26 protein-coding genes are annotated in these 26,918 nt (G+C 69.9%); 22 read left to right on the top strand and 4 right to left on the bottom strand.

All coding sequences use genetic code 11. The features are described from left to right. Positions 1-306: 306 nt before the first annotated feature. The 7 genes from AB5J56_RS14525 to AB5J56_RS14495 all read left to right on the top strand — a co-directional run bounded on the left by AB5J56_RS14525 (position 307) and on the right by AB5J56_RS14495 (position 8,947). Positions 307-1,320: an ABC transporter permease gene (locus AB5J56_RS14525; protein WP_369233129.1), complete on the top strand. Its 1,014-nt coding sequence runs from the start codon at positions 307-309 to the stop codon at positions 1,318-1,320. A 64-nt stretch (positions 1,321-1,384) separates the two neighbouring features. Continuing rightward, positions 1,385-3,166, top strand: coding sequence for an ABC transporter substrate-binding protein (locus tag AB5J56_RS14520; RefSeq protein WP_369233128.1), 1,782 nt, complete (start codon positions 1,385-1,387; stop codon positions 3,164-3,166). A 117-nt stretch (positions 3,167-3,283) separates the two neighbouring features. Further along, entirely contained in the window at positions 3,284-4,282 is a 999-nt protein-coding gene (locus tag AB5J56_RS14515) for an ABC transporter permease (protein WP_369233127.1), read from the top strand. Continuing rightward, entirely contained in the window at positions 4,279-5,373 is a 1,095-nt protein-coding gene (locus tag AB5J56_RS14510; protein WP_369233126.1) for an ABC transporter ATP-binding protein, read from the top strand. The genes AB5J56_RS14515 and AB5J56_RS14510 overlap by 4 nt, the downstream gene beginning before the upstream one ends. Before the next feature lie 23 nt (positions 5,374-5,396). Next, on the top strand, positions 5,397-6,755 hold the full coding sequence (locus AB5J56_RS14505; RefSeq protein WP_369233125.1) for an ABC transporter ATP-binding protein: 1,359 nt from the start codon (positions 5,397-5,399) through the stop codon (positions 6,753-6,755). Between the two features lie 96 nt (positions 6,756-6,851). Then, a complete protein-coding gene (locus AB5J56_RS14500; protein ID WP_369233124.1) occupies positions 6,852-8,243 on the top strand; it encodes a M1 family metallopeptidase in 1,392 nt (463 codons plus the stop codon). Between the two features lie 47 nt (positions 8,244-8,290). Then, positions 8,291-8,947: a trimeric intracellular cation channel family protein gene (locus tag AB5J56_RS14495; protein WP_369233123.1), complete on the top strand. Its 657-nt coding sequence runs from the start codon at positions 8,291-8,293 to the stop codon at positions 8,945-8,947. On the opposite strand, the gene AB5J56_RS14490 is transcribed toward AB5J56_RS14495, so the two are convergent. After that, the gene (locus tag AB5J56_RS14490; RefSeq protein WP_369233122.1) at positions 8,856-10,073 is read right to left on the bottom strand and encodes an alpha/beta hydrolase; all 1,218 of its coding nucleotides are present in this window, start codon (positions 10,071-10,073) and stop codon (positions 8,856-8,858) included. The genes AB5J56_RS14495 and AB5J56_RS14490 overlap by 92 nt on opposite strands. Positions 10,074-10,208: 135 nt before the next feature. Between AB5J56_RS14490 and AB5J56_RS14485 the strand changes: the two genes are divergently transcribed. The 3 genes from AB5J56_RS14485 (at position 10,209) to AB5J56_RS14475 (ending at position 12,653) form a co-directional block, all read left to right on the top strand. Further along, entirely contained in the window at positions 10,209-11,105 is an 897-nt protein-coding gene (locus tag AB5J56_RS14485) for a thioesterase family protein (protein ID WP_369233121.1), read from the top strand. 87 nt (positions 11,106-11,192) lie between these two features. Beyond that, positions 11,193-12,176 carry a helix-turn-helix transcriptional regulator gene (locus tag AB5J56_RS14480; RefSeq protein WP_369233120.1) on the top strand — a complete coding sequence of 328 codons (984 nt, stop codon included), beginning with the start codon at positions 11,193-11,195 and terminating at the stop codon, positions 12,174-12,176. Between the two features lie 105 nt (positions 12,177-12,281). Then, entirely contained in the window at positions 12,282-12,653 is a 372-nt protein-coding gene (locus AB5J56_RS14475) for a hypothetical protein (RefSeq protein ID WP_369233119.1), read from the top strand. Positions 12,654-12,786: 133 nt separating this feature from the next. On the opposite strand, the gene AB5J56_RS14470 is transcribed toward AB5J56_RS14475, so the two are convergent. Then, the gene (locus AB5J56_RS14470) at positions 12,787-13,422 is read right to left on the bottom strand and encodes a TetR family transcriptional regulator (RefSeq protein WP_369233118.1); all 636 of its coding nucleotides are present in this window, start codon (positions 13,420-13,422) and stop codon (positions 12,787-12,789) included. A gap of 155 nt (positions 13,423-13,577) precedes the next feature. On the opposite strand from AB5J56_RS14470, the gene AB5J56_RS14465 reads away from it, so the two are divergent. The 3 genes from AB5J56_RS14465 (at position 13,578) to AB5J56_RS14455 (ending at position 15,335) form a co-directional block, all read left to right on the top strand. Next, positions 13,578-13,745 (top strand): hypothetical protein, encoded by a 168-nt coding sequence (locus AB5J56_RS14465; RefSeq protein WP_369233117.1) that lies wholly within the window; start codon positions 13,578-13,580, stop codon positions 13,743-13,745. A 29-nt stretch (positions 13,746-13,774) separates the two neighbouring features. After that, positions 13,775-14,044: a DUF4190 domain-containing protein gene (locus AB5J56_RS14460; protein ID WP_369233116.1), complete on the top strand. Its 270-nt coding sequence runs from the start codon at positions 13,775-13,777 to the stop codon at positions 14,042-14,044. Positions 14,045-14,165: 121 nt separating this feature from the next. After that, positions 14,166-15,335: a cysteine desulfurase family protein gene (locus AB5J56_RS14455; protein ID WP_369233115.1), complete on the top strand. Its 1,170-nt coding sequence runs from the start codon at positions 14,166-14,168 to the stop codon at positions 15,333-15,335. A 48-nt stretch (positions 15,336-15,383) separates the two neighbouring features. Here the strand turns inward: AB5J56_RS14455 and AB5J56_RS14450 are convergent, their stop codons facing one another. Further along, positions 15,384-16,067 (bottom strand): N-acetylmuramoyl-L-alanine amidase, encoded by a 684-nt coding sequence (locus tag AB5J56_RS14450; protein WP_369233114.1) that lies wholly within the window; start codon positions 16,065-16,067, stop codon positions 15,384-15,386. Between the two features lie 60 nt (positions 16,068-16,127). Between AB5J56_RS14450 and mnmA the strand changes: the two genes are divergently transcribed. Then, entirely contained in the window at positions 16,128-17,255 is a 1,128-nt protein-coding gene (mnmA, locus tag AB5J56_RS14445; RefSeq protein ID WP_369233113.1) for a tRNA 2-thiouridine(34) synthase MnmA, read from the top strand. 50 nt (positions 17,256-17,305) lie between these two features. Here the strand turns inward: mnmA and AB5J56_RS14440 are convergent, their stop codons facing one another. Continuing rightward, complete coding sequence (locus tag AB5J56_RS14440) at positions 17,306-17,629, bottom strand: DUF427 domain-containing protein (RefSeq protein ID WP_369233112.1); 324 nt, start codon at positions 17,627-17,629, stop codon at positions 17,306-17,308. A gap of 50 nt (positions 17,630-17,679) precedes the next feature. Between AB5J56_RS14440 and AB5J56_RS14435 the strand changes: the two genes are divergently transcribed. The 8 genes from AB5J56_RS14435 to AB5J56_RS14400 all read left to right on the top strand — a co-directional run bounded on the left by AB5J56_RS14435 (position 17,680) and on the right by AB5J56_RS14400 (position 26,904). Next, positions 17,680-18,219 carry a TIGR00730 family Rossman fold protein gene (locus tag AB5J56_RS14435; protein ID WP_369233111.1) on the top strand — a complete coding sequence of 180 codons (540 nt, stop codon included), beginning with the start codon at positions 17,680-17,682 and terminating at the stop codon, positions 18,217-18,219. Positions 18,220-18,226: 7 nt separating this feature from the next. After that, on the top strand, positions 18,227-18,925 hold the full coding sequence (locus AB5J56_RS14430) for an SDR family oxidoreductase (protein ID WP_369233110.1): 699 nt from the start codon (positions 18,227-18,229) through the stop codon (positions 18,923-18,925). 31 nt (positions 18,926-18,956) lie between these two features. Then, positions 18,957-19,964: a methionine synthase gene (locus AB5J56_RS14425; protein WP_369233109.1), complete on the top strand. Its 1,008-nt coding sequence runs from the start codon at positions 18,957-18,959 to the stop codon at positions 19,962-19,964. Between the two features lie 15 nt (positions 19,965-19,979). Further along, a complete protein-coding gene (gene ligA / locus AB5J56_RS14420) occupies positions 19,980-22,175 on the top strand; it encodes an NAD-dependent DNA ligase LigA (protein ID WP_369233108.1) in 2,196 nt (731 codons plus the stop codon). A gap of 259 nt (positions 22,176-22,434) precedes the next feature. Continuing rightward, positions 22,435-24,651 (top strand): putative bifunctional diguanylate cyclase/phosphodiesterase, encoded by a 2,217-nt coding sequence (locus tag AB5J56_RS14415; protein ID WP_369233107.1) that lies wholly within the window; start codon positions 22,435-22,437, stop codon positions 24,649-24,651. Between the two features lie 206 nt (positions 24,652-24,857). Then, the gene (gatC, locus tag AB5J56_RS14410) at positions 24,858-25,154 is read left to right on the top strand and encodes an Asp-tRNA(Asn)/Glu-tRNA(Gln) amidotransferase subunit GatC (protein ID WP_015036350.1); all 297 of its coding nucleotides are present in this window, start codon (positions 24,858-24,860) and stop codon (positions 25,152-25,154) included. 5 nt (positions 25,155-25,159) lie between these two features. Next, entirely contained in the window at positions 25,160-26,665 is a 1,506-nt protein-coding gene (gene gatA, locus AB5J56_RS14405) for an Asp-tRNA(Asn)/Glu-tRNA(Gln) amidotransferase subunit GatA (RefSeq protein WP_369233106.1), read from the top strand. Then, positions 26,662-26,904, top strand: coding sequence for a hypothetical protein (locus AB5J56_RS14400; protein ID WP_369233105.1), 243 nt, complete (start codon positions 26,662-26,664; stop codon positions 26,902-26,904). The genes gatA and AB5J56_RS14400 overlap by 4 nt, the downstream gene beginning before the upstream one ends. Positions 26,905-26,918: the final 14 nt, after the last annotated feature.

Genomic DNA, 26,918 nt, shown 5'->3' with positions numbered 1-26,918 from the left:
TGCGGCCTCGAATCCTTCGAGCGTGATGTCTGATTTGGGTAAGACGCTCCCATTTAGGGCTCCTGTATCCGCTGAAGAGCCCAAATATCCCCCGTCCGGCCCGCGTTACCCACCGTCCGGATAACGGAACCCTGCAGACAGCATCACGTTTAGGCATCCATTCACCTTCACGTCTTCCAACAGATCGCCGAGGCGTTGAAGACTCCCGCTCCAGGGGCGTTCGTCCCTGTGTACGACGGACTGATCATGCCGCTACAGCGGCAAGTGTGGGCCGGCCACCGCCGGTTGAGAGGGGTCCCTGCCACGATGACGGCACCATTGCACGAGCCGACCACGGACGCGGCCCCGAGCGCGGCCGAGGAAGCGGCGGTCGCGAGCGCTGCCGAGGCCAAGGCGGCGGTACAAGGTCGCTCTCTCGGGCGGATCGCCTGGGAGCGCCTCAAGCGCGACAAGCTCGCCCTGACGGGCGGTGTCGTCGTGCTCCTGCTGATCCTGATCGCGATCCTCGCGCCGGTGATCACGAACCTGGTCGGCCAGGACCCGGAGACGCACCACGAGGACCTGATCGACCCGCTCTTCTCGACCCCCACGGGGTCGATGGGCGGCATCAGCGGGGACCACTTCTTCGGTGTCGAACCGGTCAGCGGCCGCGACATCTTCGCCCGCATCATCTACGGCGCCCGCATCTCGCTCCTGGTCGGCTTCCTGTCCGCCCTGGTCGCGGTCGTCCTGGGCACGGTCCTGGGCATCCTCGCCGGCTTCTTCGGCGGCTGGATCGACTCCCTCATCAGCCGCGTCATGGACGGTCTGCTGGCCTTCCCGCAGCTGCTGTTCATCATCGCGCTGGTCTCGGTCATGCCGAACGAGATGCTGGGTCTGACGGGTACGGGCGTCCGCCTGTTCGTGATGATCCTGGTGATCGGCTTCTTCGGCTGGCCCTACGTCGGCCGAGTGGTGCGCGGCCAGACGCTCTCCATGCGTGAACGCGAGTACGTCGAAGCGGCGCGCAGTCTCGGGGCCGGGCGTATGTACATCCTGTTCAAGGAGCTTCTGCCCAACCTGATCGCGCCCATCATCGTGTACACGACGATGATGATCCCGACCAACATCCTCACCGAGGCGGCACTCAGCTTCCTTGGCGTGGGCGTCAAGCCGCCCACGGCCTCCTGGGGACAGATGCTCTCTTCGGCGATCGACTACTACGACTCGGACCCCATGTACATGGTGATCCCCGGTGTAGCGATCTTCATCACCGTCCTCTCCTTCAACCTCTTCGGCGACGGCGTGCGTGACGCGCTCGACCCGAAGGGTTCTCGCTGAACTGCCGTACCCCCGGGCCCGTGACCTATCCACGGGCCGCTACACACACGGAGGATCCGAGATCGTGACTACCCAACGCACCACAGGGCGGCGCAAGCAGGCCGTGGCCGCAGCTGCCGTGGTCGCAGCACTGCTCAGCACGGCGGCGTGCGGCGGCGGCGACAGTGACAAGGACAGCAAGAGCGGCGCGGCCGGCTTCAACGCGGCCAACAACAAGGTCGCCAACGCCTCCACCGCCAAGGGCGGCACGCTGAAGTTCGCCGGAGCGCAGGACGCCGACTCGTGGGACACCACGCGCGGCTACTACGGCTTCGCCTGGAACTTCATGCGCTACTACAGCCGCCAGCTGGTCACCGGCGCCACGGCGCCCGGTTCCGGTGGCACCAAGATCACGCCGGACCTGGCCACCAGCGCCGCCAAGATCTCCGACGACGGCAAGACCTACACGTACACCCTGCGTGACGGTGTGACGTGGGAGGACGGCAAGCCGATCACGTCCAAGGACGTCAAGTACGGCATCGAGCGCCAGTGGGCGCAGGACGTGCTGTCCGGCGGCCCGGTCTACCTCAAGGACATCCTTGACCCCAAGGGCGAGTACAAGGGCCCCTACAAGGACAAGTCCGCGGACCACCTGGGCCTGAAGGCGATCTCCACGCCGGACGACAAGACGATCGTCTTCCACCTGCCCGCGGCCAACTCGGACTTCGAGGAAATCCTCGCGATGACCTCGTCGTCGCCGGTGCGCGCCGACAAGGACACCAAGTCCAAGTACGGTCTGCACCCGTTCTCCTCCGGCCCGTACAAGTTCGAGTCGTACACGCCGAACAAGTCCATGGTGCTGGTCCGCAACACCTCGTGGAAGGCGTCCTCGGACCCGGTCCGCAAGGCGCTCCCGGACAAGATCACGGTCAACTTCTTCACCAACGCCAACGACCTGGACGCGCGTCTGCTCAAGGGCGACTACGACCTGGACATCAACCAGACCGGTATGTCCCCGCAGGGCCGTACCACCGCTCTGAAGCAGGACAAGGGCAACCTGGACAACCCGGTCTCCGGCTACGTCCGTTACGCGGTCTTCCCGCAGACGGTGAAGCCGTTCGACAACGAGCACTGCCGCAAGGCGGTCATCTACGGCGCCGACCACAAGTCGCTGCAGACCGCTCGCGGTGGCCCGGTCGCCGGTGGTGACATCGGCACCAACATGCTCCCGCCGTCCGTCCCGGGCGCCGAGGGCCAGAAGTACGACCCGTACGGCACCACCGCGAACGACGGTGCGGCCAACATCGCCAAGGCCAAGGAAGAGCTGAAGGCCTGCGGCAAGCCGTCCGGCTTCAAGACCACCATCGCGGTCCGCAACAACAAGCCGGTCGAGGTGGCCACCGCCGAGTCGCTCCAGGCGTCGCTGAAGAAGGTCGGCATCACCGTCGACATCGACCAGTACGACGGCTCGCAGACGGCCGGCATCATCGGCAGCCCGTCGAACGTCAAGAAGAAGAACTACGGCATCATCATCATGGGTTGGGGTCCGGACTTCCCGACCATCCAGGGCTTCGGTCTCCCGCTGTGGGACAGCAAGTACATCCTGGACAGCGGTAACAACAACTTCGCGATGATCAAGGACAAGACCATCGACGGTCTGTTCGACAGCTACGTGAAGGAACTGGACGACGCGAAGAAGACCCAGATCTCCACGGAGATCAACCACAAGGTCATGGAGGGCGGTTACTACCTGCCCTTCGTCTTCGAGAAGTTCATCAACTGGCGCTCCTCGCGTCTGACGAACGTCTACACGACCGACAACTACAGCGGCATGTACGACTTCATCAGCCTCGGCGTCAACAAGTAATCCCGGCCGGCGCACCCGCCATAAGGCACGAAAGGCAGGTGAAGGCCGGAGCGGTGTGAGCCGTGGGCCACCGGACGACCTCCGGTGGCCCACGGCCCCGCCGTCGGGCCGAGAGCAGTGCTCGCATACCTCATCAGGCGGCTCTTCGCCGCAGCAGTGTTGCTGGTGGTCATCATTCTGGTGGTCTTCGGCATCTTCTTCCTCGTCCCCAAGTGGGCGGGGGTCGACCCGGCGACGATGTTCGTCGGCAAGCAGGCCGACCCCGCCGCGGTCGAGGGAGTACGCCAGAAGCTCCAGCTGGACCAGCCGATCTTCGTCCAGGTCTGGGAGTTCTTCAAGGGCCTCTTCGTCGGACGCACGTACTCGGGCGGCGGCGACGTGACCCAGTGCTCGGCGCCGTGCTTCGGCTACTCCTTCCGTTCCGAGCAGGCGGTCTGGCCTCAGATCACCGACCGCTTCCCGGTGACCCTGGGTCTGGCGCTCGGTGCCGCGGTGCTGTGGCTGCTCTTCGGTGTGGCCGCCGGTGTGCTCTCCGCGCTGAAGCGTGGCTCCCTGTGGGACCGCGGCGCGATGTTCGTCGCTCTCTCGGGTGTCTCGCTCCCCATCTACTTCACCGGTCTGCTGGCCTCGGCGATCTTCATCTTCGGGCTCAAGTGGTTCGACGGCCAGTACGTGCCCCTCAGCGAAAGTGTCACCGGCTACCTCGGTGGCATGATCCTTCCCTGGATCACCCTCGCCTTCCTGTACGCCGCCATGTACGCGCGGATCACCCGCGCCACCATGCTGGAGATCATGGGTGAGGACTACATCCGCACCGCGCGTGCCAAGGGCCTGCGCGAGCCCGTCGTCATCGGCAAGCACGCCATGCGCTCCACGATGACGCCGATCCTCACCATGCTCGGCATGGACCTCGGCGCCCTCATCGGCGGCGCGATCCTCACCGAGACGACGTTCAGCCTTCCCGGCCTCGGCCAGGCGGTGCTCCAGGCGATCCGCACCCAGGACCTGCCCGTCATCCTGGGCGTCACCCTGATCACATCGCTCGCGGTGATCATCGCCAACCTTGTGGTGGACTTCCTGTACGCCGCGATCGACCCCCGAGTGAGGCTCGCATGACCGAACTCAGCAAGAGCGGAGCGGTGGCCGAGCCCGTCACGGACTCTCCCGCCCCCTCCGCCTTCCTCGAAGTCCGCGACCTCAAGGTGCACTTCCCGACCGACGACGGCCTGGTCAAGTCCGTCGACGGGCTGAGCTTCCAGCTGGAGAAGGGCAAGACCCTCGGCATCGTGGGCGAGTCCGGCTCCGGCAAGTCGGTCACCTCGCTCGGCATCATGGGCCTGCACACCACGGGCCAGTACGGCAAGCGCAAGGCGCAGCTCTCCGGCGAGATCTGGCTGAACGGCACGGAACTGCTCTCCGCCGACCCCGACCACGTACGCAAGCTGCGTGGCCGCGAGATGGCGATGATCTTCCAGGACCCGTTGTCGGCGCTGCACCCGTACTACACGATCGGCCAGCAGATCGTGGAGGCGTACCGCATCCACAACAACGTCGACAAGAAGACCGCGAAGCGCCGCGCCGTGGAGATGCTCGACCGTGTCGGCATCCCGCAGCCGGACAAGCGGGTCGACAGTTACCCGCACGAGTTCTCCGGCGGTATGCGCCAGCGCGCGATGATCGCGATGTCGCTGGTGAACAACCCCGAGCTGCTCATCGCGGACGAGCCGACGACCGCCCTCGACGTCACCGTCCAGGCGCAGATCCTCGACCTCATCCGGGATCTGCAGAAGGAGTTCGGCTCCGCGGTCATCGTCATCACCCACGACCTGGGCGTCGTCGCCGAACTGGCCGACGACATCCTGGTGATGTACGGCGGCCGCTGCATCGAGCGCGGTCCGGCCGAGAAGGTGTTCTACGAGCCCCGCCACCCCTACACCTGGGGTCTGCTCGGCTCGATGCCCCGCCTCGACCGCGACCAGCAGGAACGCCTCATCCCGGTCAAGGGCTCCCCGCCCTCGCTGATCAACATCCCGTCGGGCTGCGCCTTCAACCCGCGCTGCCCGTACGCGGACGTCCCCAAGGACAACGTCACCCGCACGGTCCGCCCCGAGCTGTCCGAGGTCGGCAGCCAGCACTGGGCCGCCTGCCACATGACGCAGGAGCAGCGGGAGCGTATCTGGATCGAAGAGATTGCGCCCAAGCTGTGAGCGAGAACGCAGAGGACAAGGCAGTGAGCATCCCTGCACAGAGCGACGGCTCGGCCGCGGACTCGGCCCCGGTCGCGACCCTCACCAAGGACGCCGCCCCCGGCGAGGTCCTGCTCAAGGTGACCGGGCTGCAGAAGCACTTCCCCATCCGGAAGGGCCTGATGCAGCGCCAGGTCGGCGCCGTGCGAGCCGTCGACGGCCTGGACTTCGAGGTGCGGGCCGGCGAGACGCTGGGCGTCGTGGGCGAGTCGGGCTGCGGCAAGTCGACGATGGGCCGGCTGATCACGCGGCTGCTCGAACCGACCGCGGGCAAGGTCGAGTTCCAGGGCAAGGACATCACGCACCTCGGTGTGGGCGGTATGCGCCCGATGCGCCGTGACGTCCAGATGATCTTCCAGGACCCGTACTCGTCGCTGAACCCGCGCCACACCATCGGCACGATCGTCAGCGCTCCCTTCAAGCTCCAGGGCGTCACGCCCGAGGGCGGCGTCAAGAAGGAAGTGCAGCGGCTGCTGTCGGTCGTGGGCCTCAACCCCGAGCACTACAACCGCTATCCGCACGAGTTCTCCGGCGGCCAGCGTCAGCGCATCGGCATCGCCCGCGCGCTCGCGCTCAGGCCGAAGCTGGTCGTGGCGGACGAGCCGGTCTCCGCGCTCGACGTGTCGATCCAGGCGCAGGTCGTGAACCTGATGGACGACCTCCAGCAGGAGCTCGGCCTCACGTACGTGATCATCGCGCACGACCTCTCGGTCGTCCGGCACGTGTCGGACCGGATCGCGGTGATGTACCTCGGCAAGATCGTCGAGCTGGCGGACCGCGAGTCGCTGTACAAGGCGCCGATGCACCCGTACACCAAGGCGCTGATGTCGGCGGTGCCGATCCCGGACCCGGCACGGCGGGGTGCCAAGAGCGAGCGCATTCTGCTCAAGGGTGACGTGCCCTCGCCGATCGCGCCGCCGAGCGGCTGTCGCTTCCACACCCGGTGCTGGAAGGCCACGGAGATCTGCAAGACGACCGAGCCGCCGCTCCTGGAGCTGAAGCCCGGCCAGCAGGTCGCCTGCCACCACCCGGAGAACTTCGCCGACCAGGCGCCGCAGGACACGGTGCTGCTGTCGGTGGCCAAGGAGGCGGTGGAGCTGGTGCCGGACGCGGCGCTGGCGGAGTCCGCAGAGACCTCCGCTGCCGTGGCGAAGGTCGTCGAGGCCGAGGAGTCTGCGGAGACCACCGCGGCTGCCGACGAGGCCCCCGCGGCCGACGAGCCCGCCGAAGCCGAAGCCGAAGCCGAGGCGGAGCCCGCTGCCGAGACCGAGGCGGACGCGGAAGCGGACGCAGAGGTGGGCGCAGAAGCGGAAGCCGACCGTCAGGAGTCAACTGACAAGTAGGCCATGACGATTCGGCAAAGTCATGTCCATGCCCGAACGGGAGAGTGCAGAGTCTCGCGTGTCCGTCTTCATCGGAACACGCTCGAAGGGACGCTCATGGCACTCTCCCGTTCGGCACGTTGGGGGGCCCTCGCGACCGCGGCGGCCTCCTTCCTCGTCATCGCGGCATCGTCGGCCCCGTCACCCGGCGCCGACGGCATCGGTGACACCTACTTCCCCCAGCTCGGCAACGGCGGCTTCGACGCCCGTCACTACGACCTCGACGTGGCGTACAACCCCGACACCGACCGCCTCGACGGCCGTACGACGCTCACGGCCCGCGCCACCCAGAGCCTCACCTCCTTCGACCTGGACCTCCAGAAGCTGGAGGTCACGCGCATCGAAGTGAACGGCAGACCCGCGAAGTTCGTCCGCGAGGGCGACGAGATCCGCATCACCCCGCGCGGCGTCCTGGCCAAGGGAAAGAACTTCACGGTCACCGTGACCTACGGCGGCGTCCCCGAACCCCTCGGCGGGCCCATCGTGTTCGGCTCCAACTACGGCTGGATGAAGACCGCCGACGGTGTCTTCGTCGTCTGCGAGCCCAACGCCGCCTCCACCTGGTTCCCGTCCAGCGACCATCCGGACGACAAGGCCACCTACGACATCCGTATCAAGGCCCCCAAGGGCCTGACCGGCGTCTCCAACGGCCGGCTGATATCGACGTACGACAAGGGCGACCAGACCTTCACGCACTGGCGCGAGAGCAAGCCCATGGCGACGTATCTCGCGACCGCGACCATCGGCAAGTTCGACGTGAAGACGGGGACCACCCCCGGCGGCACGCCCATCTACGTCGCCATCGACCCGGTGCTCGCCAACAGCAACGCCGTCGACGTGTACGCAGTCACCGCCGCGGCCACCGACTACTGGTCGCAGGTCTTCGGCCCGTACCCCTTCGAGGAGACGGGGGCGATCGTCGACGACATGCCGGAGGCCGGGTTCTCGCTGGAGGTCCAGTCGAAGCCCGCCTACTCGGCGGTGCGCTCCGAGCAGACCATCGTGCACGAGCTGGCCCACCAGTGGTTCGGCGACTCCGTCTCGGTGGAGCGCTGGAAGGACATCTGGCTCAACGAGGGCTTCGCGACCTACGCCCAGTGGCTGTGGACCGAGCACCAGGGCGTCCGCTCGGCCCACGACTCCTTCCTCGCAGGCTACAACTCCCGCCCCGCCGACTCCGCCTTCTGGCAGACGGTCGTCGGCGACCCGCAGCGCGACACGATGTTCGCCTCGGGGGTCTACCAGCGCGGCGCGATGACGCTCCAGATGCTGCGCGAACGCATCGGCGACACCGCGTTCTTCAAGCTGCTGCCCACCTGGACGAAGATCCACAAGTACGGCAACGCCAACACGGACGACTTCATCCGCCTCGCCGAGAAGATCAGCGGACAGCAGCTCGACGACCTGTTCCAGACCTGGCTGTTCACCCCAGGGAAACCTGCCCTGTAGGCCTTTCTTTGTAAGGTGCACGCCCGGCGCTGGGTGAGAATGTCGGGGTGCTCCAGCAACTCTTCAGTCCCTCCGTCCAGCACACGCTCGATCTGGTCGGGATCTTCGTCTTCGCGATCTCCGGCGCGCTGCTGGCCGTCCGCAAGAACTTCGACGTCTTCGGCATCGCCGTCCTCGCCGAGGTGACCGCGCTGGGCGGAGGGATGTTCCGCGACCTCGTCATCGGCGCCGTACCGCCGGCCGCGTTCTCGGACCAGGGGTACTTCCTCACCCCGCTGCTCGCCGCCCTGCTCGTCTTCTTCCTCCACCCGCAGGTGGAGCGCATCCAGGTCGGCGTCAATGTCTTCGACGCGGCCGGCCTCGGCCTCTTCTGCGTCTCGGGCACCATGAAGGCGTACGAGTACGGGCTGAGCCTCACCGCGTCGGCCACCCTCGGCCTCGCGACCGCCGTCGGCGGCGGTGTGCTGCGCGACGTGCTCGCCAACGAGGTGCCGTCGCTGCTGCGTTGGGACCGCGACCTCTACGCCGTGCCCGCGATGGTCGGCGCCACGATGGTGGTGCTGTGCATCCGCTACGACGCGCTGGGCCCGTTCACCGGCGGCCTCGCCGCCGTCACGGCCTTCGTACTGCGCCTGCTCGCGATGAAGTTCCACTGGCGAGCGCCGCGTGCCTGGAACCGTCGCTCGACGGTGCGCGAGGAGTAGTCCCGCTCCCGCTCCCGGCGCGGCTCTGGCCCATCTCCTCGGTGAGCCAGCGGAACGCCGGCGTCACCTGCGGCTCCCACAGCGCCATGGTGTGGCCGCCCGCGCTGCGCGGCACGTACACCACGTGCACGGTCGTCGGAGCCTTCGCGATCTGCCGCAGGGCCACGCCCGCCTCGTAACCGTCGCCCGGCTGTCCGGAGATGTAGAGCGCGATCCGCGGCGGCGTACGGGCTCCCCCGAGCAGCAGGTAGGGGTTGTTGGCGGCACGCAGGGCCGGGGTCTGCGCGGCGAGCGAGGCGCGTTCGCCGATCGGGTCGTTGTAGCCGGACATGCCGATCGCGGCCCGGTAGCGGTCCGGGTGCGCCACCGCCAGCTTCACCGCGCAGTGCGCGCCCGCCGAGTACCCGGCGACCGCCCAGCCCTGGGGCGCGGCCTGGGCCCGGAAGTTGTCCGTGACCATCTTGGGCACGTCGACGCTGAGCCAGCTGTCGGCGTTCACCGTGCCCGGGATGTTCGCGCAGCCCGTGTCCACCCCGGCCAGCAGATTGGTGCGCGGTGCGACCAGGATGAACGGCGCCACGCGGCCGCTGCGCATCGGCGGCAGCAGCTGCTCACGTGCCTTCAGCGAGCCGAACCACGCCTTCGCCGAGCCCGGGTAGCCCGGCAGCAGCTCGACCACGGGGAACCTGTGGTGGCGGTAGGCGGGCTCGTCGTACTGGGGCGGCAGCGAGACGTAGACCTCGGCGTTCACGCCCGACACCCGGCCCTTGAGCTGGGTGACGCGCACACCGTCGAGGCGGGTCGGGGTGAACTGCTGGCGGACCTTGGGCAATCGTTTCAGCGCGATGCCGCCGGTGCCGTCGGCGCCCAGGTTCGCGGCCTGTTGGACGTGGTTGCCGGTGCCGAGCAGGTCGGCCCAGTTGTCATAGAGGTTGTTCTCGTTGTTGACCAGCACGAAGACGAGGGCGACCGCCGTGCCCTGGGCGAACAGCACCATCAGCACCCGGGCCGGGGCGCGCAGGAGTTTCGGCCCCCGGATCCGCGACCACAGGACGAGCGGGAGCACGACGGCGACGACGGACAGCACGATCAGCGTGTAGAGGAACGCGGTCCCGGTGAGGCTCATGTCCCTACAGACGGCGCGGTCAGGACATCGGTTTATGGACGAGTGCGGACACTTACCAGGAAATTGCCCGGGTCTCACCAAGTCCTCGCCCGAGCAAAGCTACCGCTTAGTAATTACCTGTTGTACCGTTCAGCCATGCCAGAAGCAGCTTCCGTACAGGCTCCCACTCTCGGCTTCGCTCGAGCGGGGGGACCCCCATCGCGAGCCACGATCGGCGACAGCGAGTTCGACCGCGACACCGCGGTCACCCGTCGCGAGCCCGGCGTGTACGACATCGACCTCTCCGCCGGGTGGACGATCATCAGCGCCGTCAACGGCGGCTATCTGCTCGCCGTCCTCGGCCGGGCCCTCGCGGACGCCCTGCCGCACGCCGACCCGTTCACGATCTCCGCGCACTACCTGACCGCGTCCCAGCCGGGCCCGGCCGTCGTGCGCACCGACGTCGTACGGACCGGCCGCACCCTCTCGACCGGCCAGGCGTCCCTGTTCCAGTACGACGACCAGGGCCGCGAGATCGAGCGGATCCGTGTCCTCGCCTCCTACGGCGACCTCGACACCCTGCCCGACGACGTCCGTACGACGGCGAAGCCGCCCGCGTTCCCGCCCATGGACCAGTGCTTCGGGCCCGAGGACGGACCGGCTCCGGTCGACGGCAGCTCGGCCATCGCCGACCGGCTGATGCTCAAGCTCGACCCGTCGACCCTCGGCTGGGCCCTCGGATCGCCCTCCGGCAAGGGCGAGATGCGCTCCTGGTTCGGCCTCGCCGACGGCCGCGACCCCGACCCCCTCTCGCTGCTGCTCGCGGTCGACGCGCTGCCGCCGACCGCCTTCGAGATCGGCATCTCCGGCTGGGTGCCGACCGTCGAACTCACCGTGCATGTGCGCTCCCGTCCGGCACCGGGCCCGCTGCGCGTCTCCATCACCACCCGCAACCTCGCCGGCGGCTTCCTGGAGGAGGACGCCGAGGTCTGGGACAGCGCGGACCGGCTGGTCGCCCAGTCCCGCCAGCTCGCCCGGGTCCGCCTCGGCTGATCCGCGGCGCCCGTCGGCGTAAGAGAACTCCGCCGGTTCGGGGCCGGGCATTTGCCCGGCCTCCCCGCGCGGCGGAATCCTGGTGCCGTGAAGTCGGACCGCCTGCTCTCGATCCTCCTGCTGCTGCAGACCCGCGGCCGCGTCCCGGCCCATGAACTCGCGGGCCGCCTGGAGGTGTCGGTGCGCACCATCTACCGCGACATCGAGGCCCTGTCGGCCTCCGGCGTCCCGGTGTACGCAGAGCGCGGGCGGCACGGCGGCATCGAGCTGCTCGCCGGATTCCGTACGGACGTCACGGGGTTGACCGCCGACGAGTCCCGGGCCCTGTTCATCCTGGCCGCGCAGGGCGCGCACGCCGCCCTCGGTCTGGACGCGGCGCTCGGCTCGGCGCTGCGCAAGGTGATGGCCGCGCTGCCCGCCCCGCACCGGCCGGCCGCCGAAGCCACCAGCCGACGGGTCCTCGTCGACGCGACCCGGTGGAACGGCGGACCGCAGCCCGCCGTCGACCTGGAGGTGCTCCAGGACGCGGTGTTCGCCGACCGGCGCCTGAGGCTGCGCTATCGGCACAGCGGCCGGAAGGAACCGAGCAGCTACACCGTCGACCCGTACGGGCTCGTCTCGAAGGCGGGCGTCTGGTACCTCGTCGCCGACCGGCGCGCCGCCCCGCGGCTCTTCCGCGCCGACCGGGTGCGGTCGGCGACGCTCCTCCCGGACCCCGTGAAGCGACGCCCGGGCGTCGAACTCGCCGACGCCTGGGAGGTGCTGAGGCGCCAGGTGGAGGAGCGGCCAGGCGGAATCGATGTCACGGTTCGGGTACAGCGCTCCCGCCTCGACCTGTTCCTGCGGCTCACCGCCTCCGCTCTCGCGGAACTGCCCGAGGACGACGGCGAGAGCGAGTGGGTGACCGCCCGGCTGTCGTACGGCGATGTCCGCGAGGCCCGCTCCCTGCTGGCCTTCGTCGACGGGCTGGAGGTCATCTCGCCTCCCGAGGTGCGCGCCCACCTGGCCGAGGGGGCCGCCGTCATCGCCGCCCGCTATGCGGACGAATCGCCCTCACCCGGGGCCCGTTGATCCACAGCAAGCCACAGGAACGGCACAGCCGGGCCCTACGTGGATCTGGTCCGCTGGCCCCCCACTGAACCACCGGTTCCCGTGACTTGACTGGGAGTTACCCTCATGAAGCGTCGCGCACGGCTCGTCCCCGTCGTCGCCCTGCTCGCCCTCGCACCCCTCCTCGCGGCCTGCGGCTCGGGCGACTCGTCCTCCTCCAACAGCGGCAACTCGGGGCAGCAGAACTGCCAGGCGCCCTCCGGCATGCCGAGTGGCGGCGCGTCCGGCCGGCCCAGCGGCGCTCCGTCGGGCATGCCGTCCGGTGCGCCTTCGGGTGCGGCCACGGGCAAGGCCCCGTCGGGTGCACCTTCCGGTATGCCGTCGGGCGGGCCGAGCGGTGGGCCCGGCGGCGGTGGCGGGCAGGGCGGCGGTGGCTGCGGTGGCGGCCCGGGCGGGCAGCAGGGGCAGGGTCAGCAGGGGCAACAGGCACAGGGCTGACTTCCGGCCTGAATGTCGTACGTCTGCGGGCGGCACGCTCGGTGAACGAGCGTGCCGCCCGCGTGCGTTGAACTCTCCACCGGCCTGGGTCGGGCTGTGCGCCGCCTCGGGCCCTGCGCCCGCCCGTGTCGGACTACCCCAGCTCTCTCAGCCAGTGGCGGCGGCCGATGCTGATCAGCAGCATCTGGCGGCTCGCCACGCGGGCCACCCGGTCCCGCTCCTCCTCCGGGCCCTCCAGCGCCTCCAGGAAGAGCGAGGCCGTCATCAGCATCTGGTCGACGTACAGGCCCGCGAGCATCAGCAGATCGCCGTCGCTCCACCCCTCCGACTCCGGATGCTTGGCGAGCTCGGCCCTGACCTCCTCGGCGAACCGCGCCAGTTGGTCGCTGATCGCCTTCCGCACCGGCTGGACCCCGCCATTGCGCTCGCGTGCGATGAACCGGACGTGAGCGGGGTACGCGCGGACGTGGCGGTCGATCAGGTCGACCGCACGCGCTATGCGTTCACTGCTGTCGTCGGCCGCGGACACGGTGTCGCCGATCATCCGGTGCAGGCTGCCGAGCGCCTCCTCGACGAGTGCCACGCCCAGGTCCGCCGTCGAGCGGAAGTGCCGGTAGAAGGCGGTCGGCGCGACTCCGACGGCCCGGGTGACCTCGCGCAGGCCCAGGCTGCTCAGGCTCTGCTCCTCCAGGAGCTCCAACGCGGCGTCCAGGAGCGCCTGTCGGGTTTTCTGCTTCTGGACCTGTCGGATGCCGAGGGTGTGACTCATGTCATCCAGTTAACAACTGTTCTCCGTGATTGGGAAGCCGGGAGGCGCGCTAGACTCATAAGTCAGTGAACAAGTGTTACTACAACCGTTCACTGAAACGTCAAGTCCCCGAAACATTCGGGGCCTCGACCCGAGACTTCAACGAGAGGCATCCGATGCTGATCCTCGTGGCCGCCCTTCTGCTGCTGGGTGTCGTCATGGGCACCGTGGCCCATGCCCCGCTCTCCTTCACCCTCGTCGCCGCCGCCGTCATCGGCGTCTGGCTGGCCGTCTTCGCCCTGCGCGAGCGGCACGCCCGCCGGCGCCACACCTCGACCAACTGATCGTTCTGATCGTCGGGAGCTGACACATCATGGAACTCACCGCCACCACCCCGGCCCGCCGGACCGCCACGAAGGACGCCGACGGCATGGCCGTCGCCTCCTTCATCCTCGGTCTGCTCGGCCTCCTCGTCCTCAACCTCTTCCTCGGCCCCATCGCCATCGCCCTGGCCGGCGTCGCCCTCTGGCGCGGCACCACCCGCCGAGGCCGCGCCTACCTCGGCCTCACCCTGGGCATCGCCGACCTGGTCGTCCTGCTCAGCTTCATGCACTTCGACAACACGGTGTCCTGGAGCTTCTGACGGCCCTTGCTGTGGGCATGCGTTCCGCATCCGCGCCACGAGCGCCGGGTAGGTCCCGGGTCGACCCTCACTCGTGGGGGCTGAGGCCGTTGGACAGCGGGCCCGTAGAATCGGGCCCACCATGGCTTACCTCGACCACGCCGCGACCACCCCGATGCTCCCCGAGGCGGTAGAGGCCCTGACCGCCCAACTGGGCGTCACGGGCAACGCCTCCTCCCTCCATGCCGCGGGCCGCCGCGCTCGCCGCACGGTTGAGGAGTCCCGCGAAACCCTGGCGGACGCCCTCGCCGCCCGCCCCAGCGAGGTGGTCTTCACTTCCGGCGGCACCGAGGCCGACAACCTCGCGGTGAAGGGCCTGTACTGGGCCCGCCGCGACGCCGACCCGGCCCGCACCCGGGTCCTCGCGAGCCCCGTCGAGCACCACGCCGTCCTCGACTCCGTGCACTGGCTCGGCGAGCACGAGGGCGCCACGGTCGAGTACCTCCCGGTGGACGCGTACGGCAGAGTCCACCCCGACGCTTTGCGCGAGGCCATCGCCCGCAACCCCGACGACGTGGCCCTCGCCACCGTGATGTGGGCCAACAACGAGATCGGCACGGTCATGCCGGTCCGTGAACTGGCCGACGCAGCCGCCGAGTTCGGCGTCCCGCTGCACGCCGACGCGGTCCAGGCCTTCGGCCAGGTCCCCGTCGACTTCGGCGCCTCCGGCCTCGCCGCGATGACCGTCTCCGGCCACAAGATCGGCGGCCCCTACGGCATCGGCGCGCTGCTCCTCGGCCGCGAGTACAGCCCCGTACCCGTGCTGCACGGCGGCGGCCAGGAGCGGCACGTCCGCTCCGGCACCCTCGACGTGCCCGCGATCGCCTCGTTCGCCGCCGCCGGCCGGCTCGCCGCCGAGCAGCGCGAGTGGTTCGCCCGGGAGATCGGCGCGCTGCGGGACGACCTGATCACGGCGGTCCGCAAGGCCGTACCGGACGCGATCCTCGGCGGCGACCCGGCCCCCGGCGGCCGCCTCCCGGCCAACGCGCACTTCACGTTCCCCGGCTGCGAGGGCGACTCGCTCCTGCTGCTTCTGGACGCCCAGGGCATCGAGTGCTCCACCGGCTCCGCGTGCACCGCCGGAGTGGCCCAGCCCAGCCACGTCCTCCTCGCCACCGGCACCGATCCCGAGCTGGCCCGCGGCACCCTCCGCTTCTCCCTCGGCCACACCTCCACGGAGGCGGACGTCGAGGCGGTGGCCAAGGCGATCGGCCCGGCGGTGGAACGCGCCCGCACGGCGGGCCTCACCTAGCGGACGACCTGGCGGACACGGCAGCCGTCGGCAGGGGGACGGCGGTGGCTACGCCTTCGCCGTACGCGCCTGCCGTACGAGCCGTATGTACCGGTCCCAGTCCCAGTGCGGACCGGGGTCCGTGTGGTCCGTGCCCGGCACCTCCACGTGCCCGATGATGTGCTTCCGGTCCACCGGTATGCCGTACCGCCCGCAGATCCCGGCCGTCAGCCGCGCCGAGGCCGCGTACATCGCGTCGGTGAAGTCCTTCGGCCGGTCCACGAAACCCTCGTGCTCTATGCCGACGCTCCGCTCGTTGTACTCCCGGTTGCCCGCGTGGAAGGCCACGTCCAGCTCGCGGATCATCTGCGTGATGCGGCCGTCCTTGCCCACGATGTAGTGCGCCGCCGCCCCGTGCGCCGGGTCCTGGAACACCTTCACCGCGCTCTTGATGCTGCCCTGGGTGACATGGATGACCACCCGGTCTATGCCGTAGTCGTCGGGCCGGTCGGCCCGTCGCCAGTTCGCCGATGACGCCGCCACCCACCGTGCGCCCCGGAAGTCGACCGCGCCCGCCACCCGAGGCTTCTCCACGCCGGGCAGCCGCCACCACAGATGCGCCAGCTCGTCGCGCGCCAGCGCCGCGGTGCCCACCGCGGCCGCGGCCCCGCCGACGAGCAGCGCCCGGCGCCCGATGCGCCGGTCGGAATCCCCTCCAGGGCTGCTCTTCTTCTTTCCCGTGGTGTCCCCCATACGATCTTCAACGGATACTCGCGGGTTCCGGTTCCCACGGCCCCGTACCCTGGAGGGGTTATGACTGACACCTCGCAGCGCCCCCGCCCCCTTCGCGTCCTGGCCGCCATGTCCGGCGGCGTGGACTCCGCCGTCGCCGCCGCCCGCGCGGCGGAAGCCGGGCACGACGTGACGGGCGTGCACCTCGCCCTGTCCGCCAACCCGCAGTCGTTCCGCACGGGCGCGCGCGGCTGTTGCACCATCGAGGACTCGCGCGACGCCCGCCGCGCCGCGGACGTCATCGGCATCCCCTTCTACGTGTGGGACCTCGCCGAGCGCTTCCGCGAGGACGTCGTGGAGGACTTCGTCGCCGAGTACGAGGCGGGGCGCACCCCCAACCCGTGCCTGCGCTGCAACGAGAAGATCAAGTTCGCCGCCCTGCTCGACAAGGCCCTCGCCCTCGGCTTCGACGCGGTCTGCACCGGCCACTACGCGCAGGTCGTCGTCCGCGAGGACGGCACGCGCGAACTGCACCGCGCCTCCGACATGGCCAAGGACCAGTCGTACGTCCTCGGTGTCCTCGACGACCGCCAGCTCGCCCACGCGATGTTCCCCCTCGGCGACACCCTCACCACGAAGGACGAGATCCGCGCCGAGGCCGAGCGCCGCGGCCTCGCGGTCGCCAAGAAGCCCGACTCGCACGACATCTGCTTCATCGCCGACGGCGACACCCAGGGCTTCCTGGCGAACCGGCTGGGCAAGGCGGAGGGCGACATCGTCGACGAGTCCGGCGCGAAGGTGGGCACCCACGAGGGGGCGTACGGCTTCACCATCGGCCAGCGCAAGGGGCTGCGCATCGGCACCCCGGCCGCCGACGGCAAGCCGCGCTACGTCCTGGACATCTCCCCGGTGAACAACACGGTGACGGTCGGCCCGGTGGACGCCCTGGACGTCACCGCCCTGACGGCGATCAAGCCCCGCTGGTGCGGCGCGGCCCCCACCGGCCCCGGCACCTACACGGCCCAGCTCCGCGCCCACGGCGGCGAGACCGAGGTGACCGCCGAACTCGTCGACGGCACCCTGGAGGTCACCTTCACGGAGCCCGTCCGCGGCGTCGCCCCCGGCCAGGCCGTCGTCCTCTACGACGGCACGCGCGTGGTCGGCTCGGCGACGATCGCCACGACCACGCGCGCGACGGCGGGCGTCTGACGTCGGTCCACTTCCCCTTCAGTCCGCTGCTGCTTCAGTTCACTTCTGCTTCAGTTCACTTCTACTTCGTAGAAGCAGAGGTGGTCCTTGATCTCGGCTACGTCCGGCTTCGGGTCGGGGTAGAACCACACCAGGTCCGCCGCGTCCGGCACGGACCAGTACGAGGCCGTGCCCTTGAAGGGGCAGTAGGTGTGGGTCTCGGACGGGGTCAGGAGGTCGAGGCGTACGTCCTGGGGCGGGAGGTAGTACCGCACGGGACAGCCGGTCTCCCGCAGGACGAGAGGCCGGTCGCTCTCCGCCAGAACCTGGTCGCCGCGCACCACGCGCACATGGTCGTCGGTCTGCTCGATCGTGATCGTGTGTCCATCAGCCATACCGGAAAAGCACCTACGGGGCCCGGGTTCTTCCCGCGTACGGTGAACCCATGAACATCTGCGTCTTCCTCTCCGCCGCCGACCTCGACGACCGCTACACGCGCCCCGCGCGGGAGTTCGCCGAACTTCTCGGCAAGGGCGGTCACACGCTGGTGTGGGGCGGCTCCGATGTCGGCCTCATGAAGGTCGTCGCCGACGGCGTGCAGCAGGCGGGCGGCCGGCTGCTGGGCGTCTCCGTGGACTTCCTCGCGGCCAAGGCGCGCACGGGTGCCGACGAGATGGTCATCGCCCGCGACCTCGCCGAGCGCAAGGCTCTTCTCCTGGAGAAGGCCGACGCGGTCGTGATCATGGTCGGTGGCACCGGGACGCTCGACGAGGCGACGGAGATCCTGGAGCTGAAGAAGCACGGGAAGACGGAGAAGCCCGTGGTCCTGCTCAACACGGCGGGTTTCTACGACGGCCTCAAGGAGCAGTTCCGCCGCATGGAGGACGAGGGATTCCTGCCCCGCCCCCTCACCGACCTGGTGTTCTTCGCCGAGGAGCCGGTGGGGGCGCTGGCCTACCTCGAGGAGTCCTTCGGCACCGCGTGATGCGAACATGGCGGGCATGGCTACACATGTGATCACCGGGGCGGGCTCCGGCATCGGCGCGGCGGTCGCCCGCCGTCTGCACGCGCGCGGGGACGACGTCGTGCTGCACGCGCGCGACGCGGGCCGTGCGAAGGAGCTGGCCGCCGAGTTCCCCGGCGCGAAGACCCTGGTCGGCGACCTGGCGGACCCGGACAAGCTCTCCTGGGCGTTCTCGCACCAGGCCCTGCCCGACCGTGTCGACTCCCTGCTGCACATCGCGGGCGTGGTCGACCTCGGTCCGGTCGGCGAGCTGACCCCCAAGTCCTGGCGCCATCAGCTCAACGTCAACCTCGTCGCCCCCGCCGAGCTGACCCGTCACTTCCTGCCCCAACTCCGTGTCGCCCAGGGCCACGTGGTGTTCGTCAACTCGGGCGCCGGCCTGAACGCCCACGCCGACTGGTCCGCGTACGCCGCCTCCAAGCACGGCCTGAAGGCCCTCGCCGACTCCCTGCGCCACGAGGAGCACGGGAACGGCGTCCGCGTCACCTCGGTCTACCCGGGCCGCACCGCGAGCCCCATGCAGGCCAAGGTCCACCAGCAGGAGGGCAAGGAGTACGACGCCGCGAAGTGGATCGACCCCGAGTCGGTCGCCACGACGATCCTGATGGCCCTCGACCTGCCCCGGGACGCGGAGGTCAACGACCTGACGGTGCGACCGGGGCGCTGATCCGCCAAGCGCTGTTCCGTAGGCTTCAGGGGTGAGCGAAGACAGCAAGTTCAGGTTCGGGGCCGCCACCGGGATCGGCTCCATGCCCGGCGGTGACGCGCGGGAGGCCGCGAGGAGCGCCACCGGTTCCTTCGAGGACTTCCCGTTCCTCGCGGAGCTGCCCGCCCGCGGTCCCGGTGCCGACATGATCGGGCGGACCGCCGGGATGCTCGTCGAGCTGTACGCGCGCGTGGAGCCCAGCGGCTGGCGGGTGGGGGACCGGCCCGGGCGGGACACCAGGAGGGCGCGCTCCTGGCTCGGGGAGGACCTCGACGCGCTGGAGGAGTTCACCCAGGGCTACGAGGGGCCCCTCAAGGTGCAGGCGGTGGGGCCGTGGACGCTGGCCTCCGCACTGGAGTTGAGGAACGGCGAGGCGATGCTGTCGGACGCCGGCGCCTGCCGGGACCTCGCCGGTTCGCTCGCCGAGGGGCTGCGCCGCCACCTCGACGAGGTGCACCGGCGCATCCCCGGCGCGCAGCTCGTCCTGCAGCTCGACGAGCCCTCGCTGATCGCCGTCCTGCGCGGCCAGGTGAAGAGCGCGAGCGGCTACCGGACCCACCGGGCCGTCGACCGGCAGGTCGTGGAGGCCGCGCTGCGGGACGTCGTCGGGGTTCACGGCGACGGCCCCGTCGTGGTCCACTCGTGCGCACCGGACGTCCCGTTCGCCCTGCTGCGCCGGGCGGGTGCGGACGCGATCTCCTTCGACTTCTCGCTCCTCACCGAGCGTGACGACGACGCGATCGGGGAATCTGTGGAGGGAGGCACCCGGCTCTTCGCCGGTGTCGTGCCCAGTGCAGACAGTCCGTTGTCAGACCCTGCCGGTAGCGTCATGGGTGTCAGGACGCTGTGGCGCAGGTTGGGGCTGCATCCGGGGCTTCTCGCGGAGGCGGTCACGATCACTCCGTCGTGCGGACTCGCGGGGGCTTCCCCGCAGTACGCGCGGGCGGCGCTCGCCCACTGCGTCCGGGCGGCGAGATCCCTCGCGGACAACCCAGAGTAACGGGAGGACAACACGGTGGCCGGCGACAAGCAGGCGGAGACGACGGTGCCCGCCGAGGCACGGGAGAAGCACGCGCAGCTCGCTGAGCAGATCGAGGAGCACCGCTTCCGGTACTACGTGAAGGACCAACCGGTCGTCAGCGACGCGGACTTCGACAAGCTGCTGCGCGCCCTGGAGGCGGTCGAGGAGGAGTTCCCCGAGCTGCGCACGCCCGACTCGCCGACCCAGAAGGTGTCGGGGGCGTACGAGACGGAGTTCACCTCGGTCCAGCACCGCCAGCGCATGCTCTCGCTGGACAACGCCTTCGACGACCTGGAGCTCGCGGCCTGGGCCGACCGCGTCGCCAAGGACGTCGGCACCTCCGCGTACCACTTCCTGTGCGAGCTGAAGGTCGACGGCCTCGCGGTCAACCTCACCTACGAGCACGGCCGCCTCACGCGCGCGGCGACCCGCGGCGACGGCCGCACGGGCGAGGACATCACGCCCAACGTCCGTACGATCGCGGAGATCCCGGACCGCCTGACGTCCGGCGAGCACATCCCGGACCTCGTGGAGATCCGCGGCGAGGTCTACTTCCCGATGGAGAAGTTCGAGGAGCTCAACGCCCGTCTGGTGGAGGCCGGCGACAAGCCGTTCGCCAACCCGCGCAACGCGGCGGCGGGTTCGCTGCGCCAGAAGGACCCGCGCGTCACGGCCGGCCGCCCGCTGCACATGGTCGTCCACGGCATCGGCGCCCTGGAGGGCTTCGACGGCATGAGCCGCCTCTCCCAGGCGTACGACCTGCTGAAGGCCTGGGGTCTGCCGACGGCGGGGCACAACAAGGTGGTCGACGACCTCGACGGCGTACGGGAGTTCATCGCCTACTTCGGCGAGAACCGCCACTCCGTGGAGCACGAGATCGACGGCGTGGTCGTGAAGCTCGACGAGATCCCCCTCCAGGGGCGCCTCGGCTCGACCTCGCGGGCCCCGCGCTGGGCGATCGCCTGGAAGTACGCGCCGGAGGAGGTCAACACCAAGCTCGTCAACATCCGTGTCGGCGTGGGCCGTACGGGCCGGGTGACGCCGTACGCCCAGGTCGAACCGGTCACGGTCGCCGGTTCCGAGGTCGAGTTCGCCACGCTGCACAACCAGGACGTGGTGAAGGCCAAGGGTGTCCTCATCGGGGACACGGTGGTGCTGCGCAAGGCCGGAGACGTGATCCCGGAGATCCTCGGCCCGGTCGTCGACCTGCGGGACGGCAGCGAGCACGCGTTCGTGATGCCCGCCGAGTGCCCCGAGTGCGGCACCCCGCTCGCGCCGTCCAAGGAGGGCGACGTCGATCTGCGCTGCCCCAACGGCCGGAGCTGCCCGGCCCAGTTGCGCGAGCGGCTCTTCTACCTGGCCGGCCGCAAGTGCCTGGACATCGAGAACTTCGGATACGTCGCCGCCGCGGCCCTCACCAAGCCGCTGGAGCCCGCCGAGCCGCCCCTGCTGGACGAGGGCGACCTCTTCGATCTGACCATCGAGCAGTTGCTGCCCATCAAGGCGTACGTCCTGGACCAGGACAGCGGCCTGCCCAAGCGCGATCCGGAGAGCGGCGAGGAGAAGATCGCCACGGTCTTCGCCAACCAGGAGGGCGGCGCGAAGAAGAACGCGCTTGCCATGCTGGAGAACATCGCGGCCGCCAAGGAGCGCCCGCTCGCCCGCATCCTCACGGGGCTGTCGATCCGGCATGTCGGTCCGGTCGCCGCCGAGGCGCTGGCGCGCGAGTTCCGCTCGATCGACCGTATCCAGGAGGCGACCGAGGCGGAGCTCACCGCGGTCGACGGGGTCGGCGGGATCGTCGCGGCCTCGCTCAAGGAGTGGTTCGCGGTGGGCTGGCACCAGGAGATCCTCCGCAAGTGGCGGGCTGCCGGAGTGCGGCTGGAGGAGGAGCACTCCGGTGAGGACGAGGGACCTCGCCCGCTCGAAGGGCTCACCGTCGTGGTCACCGGCACCCTGGAGCACTACACACGGGACGGCGCGAAAGAGGCCCTGCAGAATCAGGGAGCGAAAGTGACCGGTTCCGTTTCGAAGAAGACGTCTTTCGTCGTTGTGGGTGACAATCCTGGTTCGAAATACGACAAGGCGATGCAACTCAAGGTTCCGGTTCTGAACGAGGACGGCTTTGTCGTCCTGCTCGAACAAGGGCCGGACGCGGCAGCGGACGTTGCACTTCCGGTCGAGGAGTAGCGGTTGAAGGCCACCCGTTCGGCGCATATCAGATGCATACGGGTGGCCGGGTCGCATTCGGGCAACCGTGGGCGACCGCTGCCCGTGGAAGCCTTCTGCGGCCTACTGTTGGGATGTGCGCCTGCCGTGCCCAGCTGCGGTTGGGGCAGCCTCTGCTCCTCAGGAGCCAGGGGAAGGCTTTTCCGGCACGGTGCCGGCGGCAGTCGTCGCAGGCACCGTGCCGCAGGGCGTGGGCACCGCCGGCTGTGAGAGGGACGGAATGGAACCGACCGAGAGCGCCGCTCCGGACTCACGGCTGCGCCTGAGCCGGGTGACCGGCGCATGGCTGGACAGCCGCCGGACGGCGCGGACTTCGGGCCGCCCCGTCACCGGCGGGCACGGCTCCGCCCCCCTCACCGACGAACGCGGCTCCGGCCTGCCCGACCACGACGCGGACCAGCACGCCTCGTGGCCCGCGCTGCCCGCGGCGGTCGTCGCCTCCGCCGGATTCGTCCTCGGCGCGGGGTTCTACCGGGCGTTCTCCGGACACCACGCGCTCTTCCCGTCGGGGGCCGTCGGCTGGGCGCTGGCCCTGCTGACCGGCATCATCGTCGGCCACCTGGTCGCGCTCGGCCGCGCTCGCTGGTGGGGCGGCACCGGCTCCGGCGCCGCCCTCACCCTCGCGGTCCTGCTGCTGTACGGCTGGGTGCCGGCCGGAATGGTCAGCCTGACCGTCGTCGTGCTGGTCGGCACAGCCCGCCGCAACCGCTGGCGCCAGGGAGTGCTGCACGGCGCGGTGGACATCCTCGGCATCGGCGCCGGAGCGCTCGTCCTGGCCGTCTTCGGACGGGTGCCGTCCGTCGAGGCGCCCTGGAACCCGCAGACCTGGGACGTCTACGCCGTACCCGAGGTCATCCTGGTCGCCGCCGCGTACCTCGCCGTCACCCGCACCCTGCTCTGGTACCTGCACGCGCCGCGCACCGCCGGCCTGCCGACCGTCGTCCGCACCGCCCTGCTCAGACAGGGGCTCGTCGCGGTCGCCCTGCTCGGCATCGCGCCGCTGATCTGCGTGGTCGCGGCCGCCCTCCCGGCGCTGCTGCCGCTCTTCTCGATTCCGCTGATCGCCCTCGACTCCACCCTGTGGATCGCCCGCGCCCGGGCCGAGGAGCAGTTGCGCGACCCGCTGACCGGGCTGCCCAACCGGCAGTGGCTGCTGCAACGGACCTGGACGGCGCTGGACGATGCCGAGCGCATCGGTGCGCGTTCCGCCCTGATGCTGATCGACCTCGACCGATTCCGCTCCGTCAATGACACGTTGGGGCACCTCGCCGGGGACCGGCTGCTGCTCCAGATAGCCGACCGGCTGCGGCTGGCCCTGCCGCGCGGGGCGGAGGCCGCGCGGCTCGGCGGCGACGAGTTCGCCGTGTTACTGCCGGTGGCCGATTCCACGACGTCGGCCACCCGGGTCGCCCGCAACCTGGTCGCCGCCCTCGGTTCGCCGCTCGACCTCGACGGGCTCACCCTCGTCCTGGAGGCCAGCGCCGGGCTCGCCGTCTTCCCCGACCACGCGCTCGACGCGGAGGGGCTGCTGCGGCGCGCGGACGTCGCGATGTACCAGGCCAAGCGGGACCGTACGGGCGTAGAGGTGTACGAGTCCAAGCGGGACTCCAACACCCCCGACCGGCTCGGCCTGCTGGGGGATCTGCGCAGGGCGCTGGACGCGGGCGACGTGGAACTGCACTACCAGCCGAAGGTCCGCTTCGACGGACAGGTGGCCGGACTCGAAGCGCTGGTGCGGTGGGTGCACCCCGAGCGCGGCAGGGTGGCGCCGGACGAGTTCATAGCGATCGCCGAGTCCTCCGGGCTGATGCCGCACCTCACGGAGTACGTGCTGGAGACGGCGCTCGGGCAGGTCGCGCGCTGGCGGGCGCAGGGGCTGTATGTGCCTGTCGCCGTGAACGTGTCCCCGCGTGACGTGCACACCCCCGGCTTCGCCGGTGCCGTCGCGGCGCGGCTGGCCCGGCACGGCGTCCCCGCGGGGTCGTTGCAGCTGGAGATAACCGAGCACGTGCTGCTGGAGGACCCGCAGCGGGCCGCGGACACCCTGGCCGGGCTGACCGGGCACGGGGTGAAGATGTCGCTCGACGACTTCGGCACCGGGTACTCGTCGCTGGTGCATCTGAGGCGGCTGCCGTTCAGCGAGCTGAAGATCGACCGGTCGTTCGTCGCCCGGCTCGCGGTGGACAACGAGGACGCGGAGATCGTGCGCTGCACCGTCGATCTCGCGCACTCGCTCGGGCTGTTGGTGGTCGCCGAGGGCGTCGAGGACGACGAGACGTGGGAGCGGCTGCGGGACCTTGGCTGTGACGCGGTGCAGGGGTGGCTCGTCGCCGCGGCGATGCCGCCGGACGAGGCCACGGCGTGGCTCCTTGCGCGGGGTTCCCGCGGGTGGCAGCGGCCGGCAGCCGCACTGCCTGCGGCTGCCGCGGACGAGTAACCCGGCCTTCGGCCGGGTTTTCCTCCCCGCCCACGCACTACCCGTGACTGTCGCCTCGACACGTACAGCTCTCCCGTGGGGGCTCGCCACCATCGGCGGCCGACCCTCCGTCCAGCGCACCCCGAAACAAACCCGTGCGCGGGCACCCGTACCCGCCCCATAGGATTGGGCCCAAACCACACACACTCACCCCAGAGGATCGCTGCATGCCTGGCATCACGCGCGAGGAGGTCGCCCACCTCGCACGGCTGGCGCGTCTGGAGCTGAAGGGCGAAGAGCTCGACCACTTCGCCGGTCAGCTCGACGACATCATCGGCGCGGTCGCCCGCGTCAGCGAGGTCGCCGACCAAGACGTACCGCCGACCTCTCATCCGCTGCCGCTGACGAACGTCATGCGCGCGGACGAGGTCCGTCCGTCGCTCACCCCCGAGCAGGCGCTCTCCGGCGCCCCGGCCCAGGAGCAGCAGCGTTTCAAGGTGCCGCAGATCCTGGGGGAGGACTAATCACCATGACGGACACCAACGTCAACATCATCAAGCTGACGGCAGCCGAGATCGCCGGGAAGATCGCCTCCGGCGAGCTGACGGCCGTCCAGGTCACCGAGGCCCACCTCGCCCGCATCGACGCCGTCGACGAGAAGGTGCACGCCTTCCTGCACGTCGACCGCGAGGGCGCGCTGGCGCAGGCCCGTGCCGTCGACGCGAAGCGCGAGCGCGGCGAGCAGCTCGGCCCGCTCGCGGGCGTTCCGCTCGCGCTCAAGGACATCTTCACCACCGAGGGCATTCCGACGACCGTCGGTTCCAAGATCCTCGAGGGCTGGATCCCGCCGTACGACGCGACCGTCACCAAGCGGCTGAAGGCCGCCGACGTCGTCATCCTCGGCAAGACCAACATGGACGAGTTCGCCATGGGGTCGTCGACGGAGAACAGCGCCTACGGCCCGACCGGCAACCCGTGGGACCTCACCCGCATCCCGGGCGGCTCCGGCGGTGGCTCGTCCGCCGCCCTCGCCTCCTTCGAGGCGCCGCTCGCCATCGGCACCGACACCGGCGGCTCCATCCGCCAGCCCGCGGCCGTCACCGGCACGGTCGGCGTCAAGCCGACGTACGGCGGTGTGTCGCGCTACGGCATGGTGGCGTTCTCGTCCTCCCTCGACCAGGGCGGCCCCTGTGCCCGCACGGTCCTGGACGCGGCCCTGCTGCACGAGGTCATCGCCGGACACGACCCGCTGGACTCCACGTCCATCGACGCCCCGGTGCCGTCGGTCGTCGAGGCCGCCCGCAACGGCAGCGTCGCGGGCATGCGCGTCGGCGTCGTCAAGCAGTTCCGCGGCGAGGGCTACCAGGCCGGTGTCGTGCAGCGCTTCGACGAGTCCGTCGCCCTCCTCAAGGAGCTGGGTGCGGAGATCGTCGAGCTGGACTGCCCGTCCTTCGACCTGGCGCTGGCCGCGTACTACCTGATCGCCCCGTCCGAGTGTTCGTCGAACCTCGCCCGATTCGACGCCATGCGCTACGGCCTGAGGGTCGGCGACGACGGCACGAAGTCCGCCGAGGAGGTCACCTCCCTCACCCGTGAGGCGGGCTTCGGCCCCGAGGTGAAGCGCCGCATCATGCTCGGCACGTACGCCCTGTCGAGCGGCTACTACGACGCTTACTACGGCAGTGCCCAGAAGGTCCGTACGCTCATCACGCGCGACTTCGAGAAGTCGTTCGAGCAGGTGGACGTGATCGTCTCCCCGACGACCCCCACCACCGCCTTCCCGATCGGCGAGCGCGCCGACGACCCGATGGCGATGTACCTCGCGGACCTGTGCACCATCCCGACCAACCTCGCGGGCAACGCGGCCATGTCGCTGCCCTGCGGTCTCGCGCCGGAGGACAACCTCCCGGTCGGGCTCCAGATCATCGCCCCCGCGATGAAGGACGACCGCCTTTACAAGGTGGGCGCCGCCGTCGAGGCCGCCTTCGTGGAAAAGTGGGGCCACCCGCTGCTTGAGGAGGCTCCGTCGCTGTGAGTAAGGCACTGTCCAAGGCCAAGGGCTTCAAGAAGTCCAAGTCCGGCACGTACCTGTCCATCGCCACCACCGCGTTCGGTGCCGTGAGCGTCGCCAAGCAGGCCAAGAAGGCCCGCTCGGAGAACGACACGCTCCGGCTCATCGACGCGGCCGTGTCCGCCGCCGCCATCGTCACCGGCCTCGCCATCCTCTACCGGGAGCTCAAGCGCCTGGGCGACGACGACGTCCTGCTGGGCTGAGAGGGAAGCTTCAC

The sequence above is a fragment of the Streptomyces sp. R21 genome (genome assembly GCF_041051975.1).
Taxonomy (GTDB): Bacteria; Actinomycetota; Actinomycetes; order Streptomycetales; family Streptomycetaceae; genus Streptomyces.
Note: the sequence above shows the minus strand (reverse complement) of the source record. Positions and strands in the feature narration are given on the sequence as shown.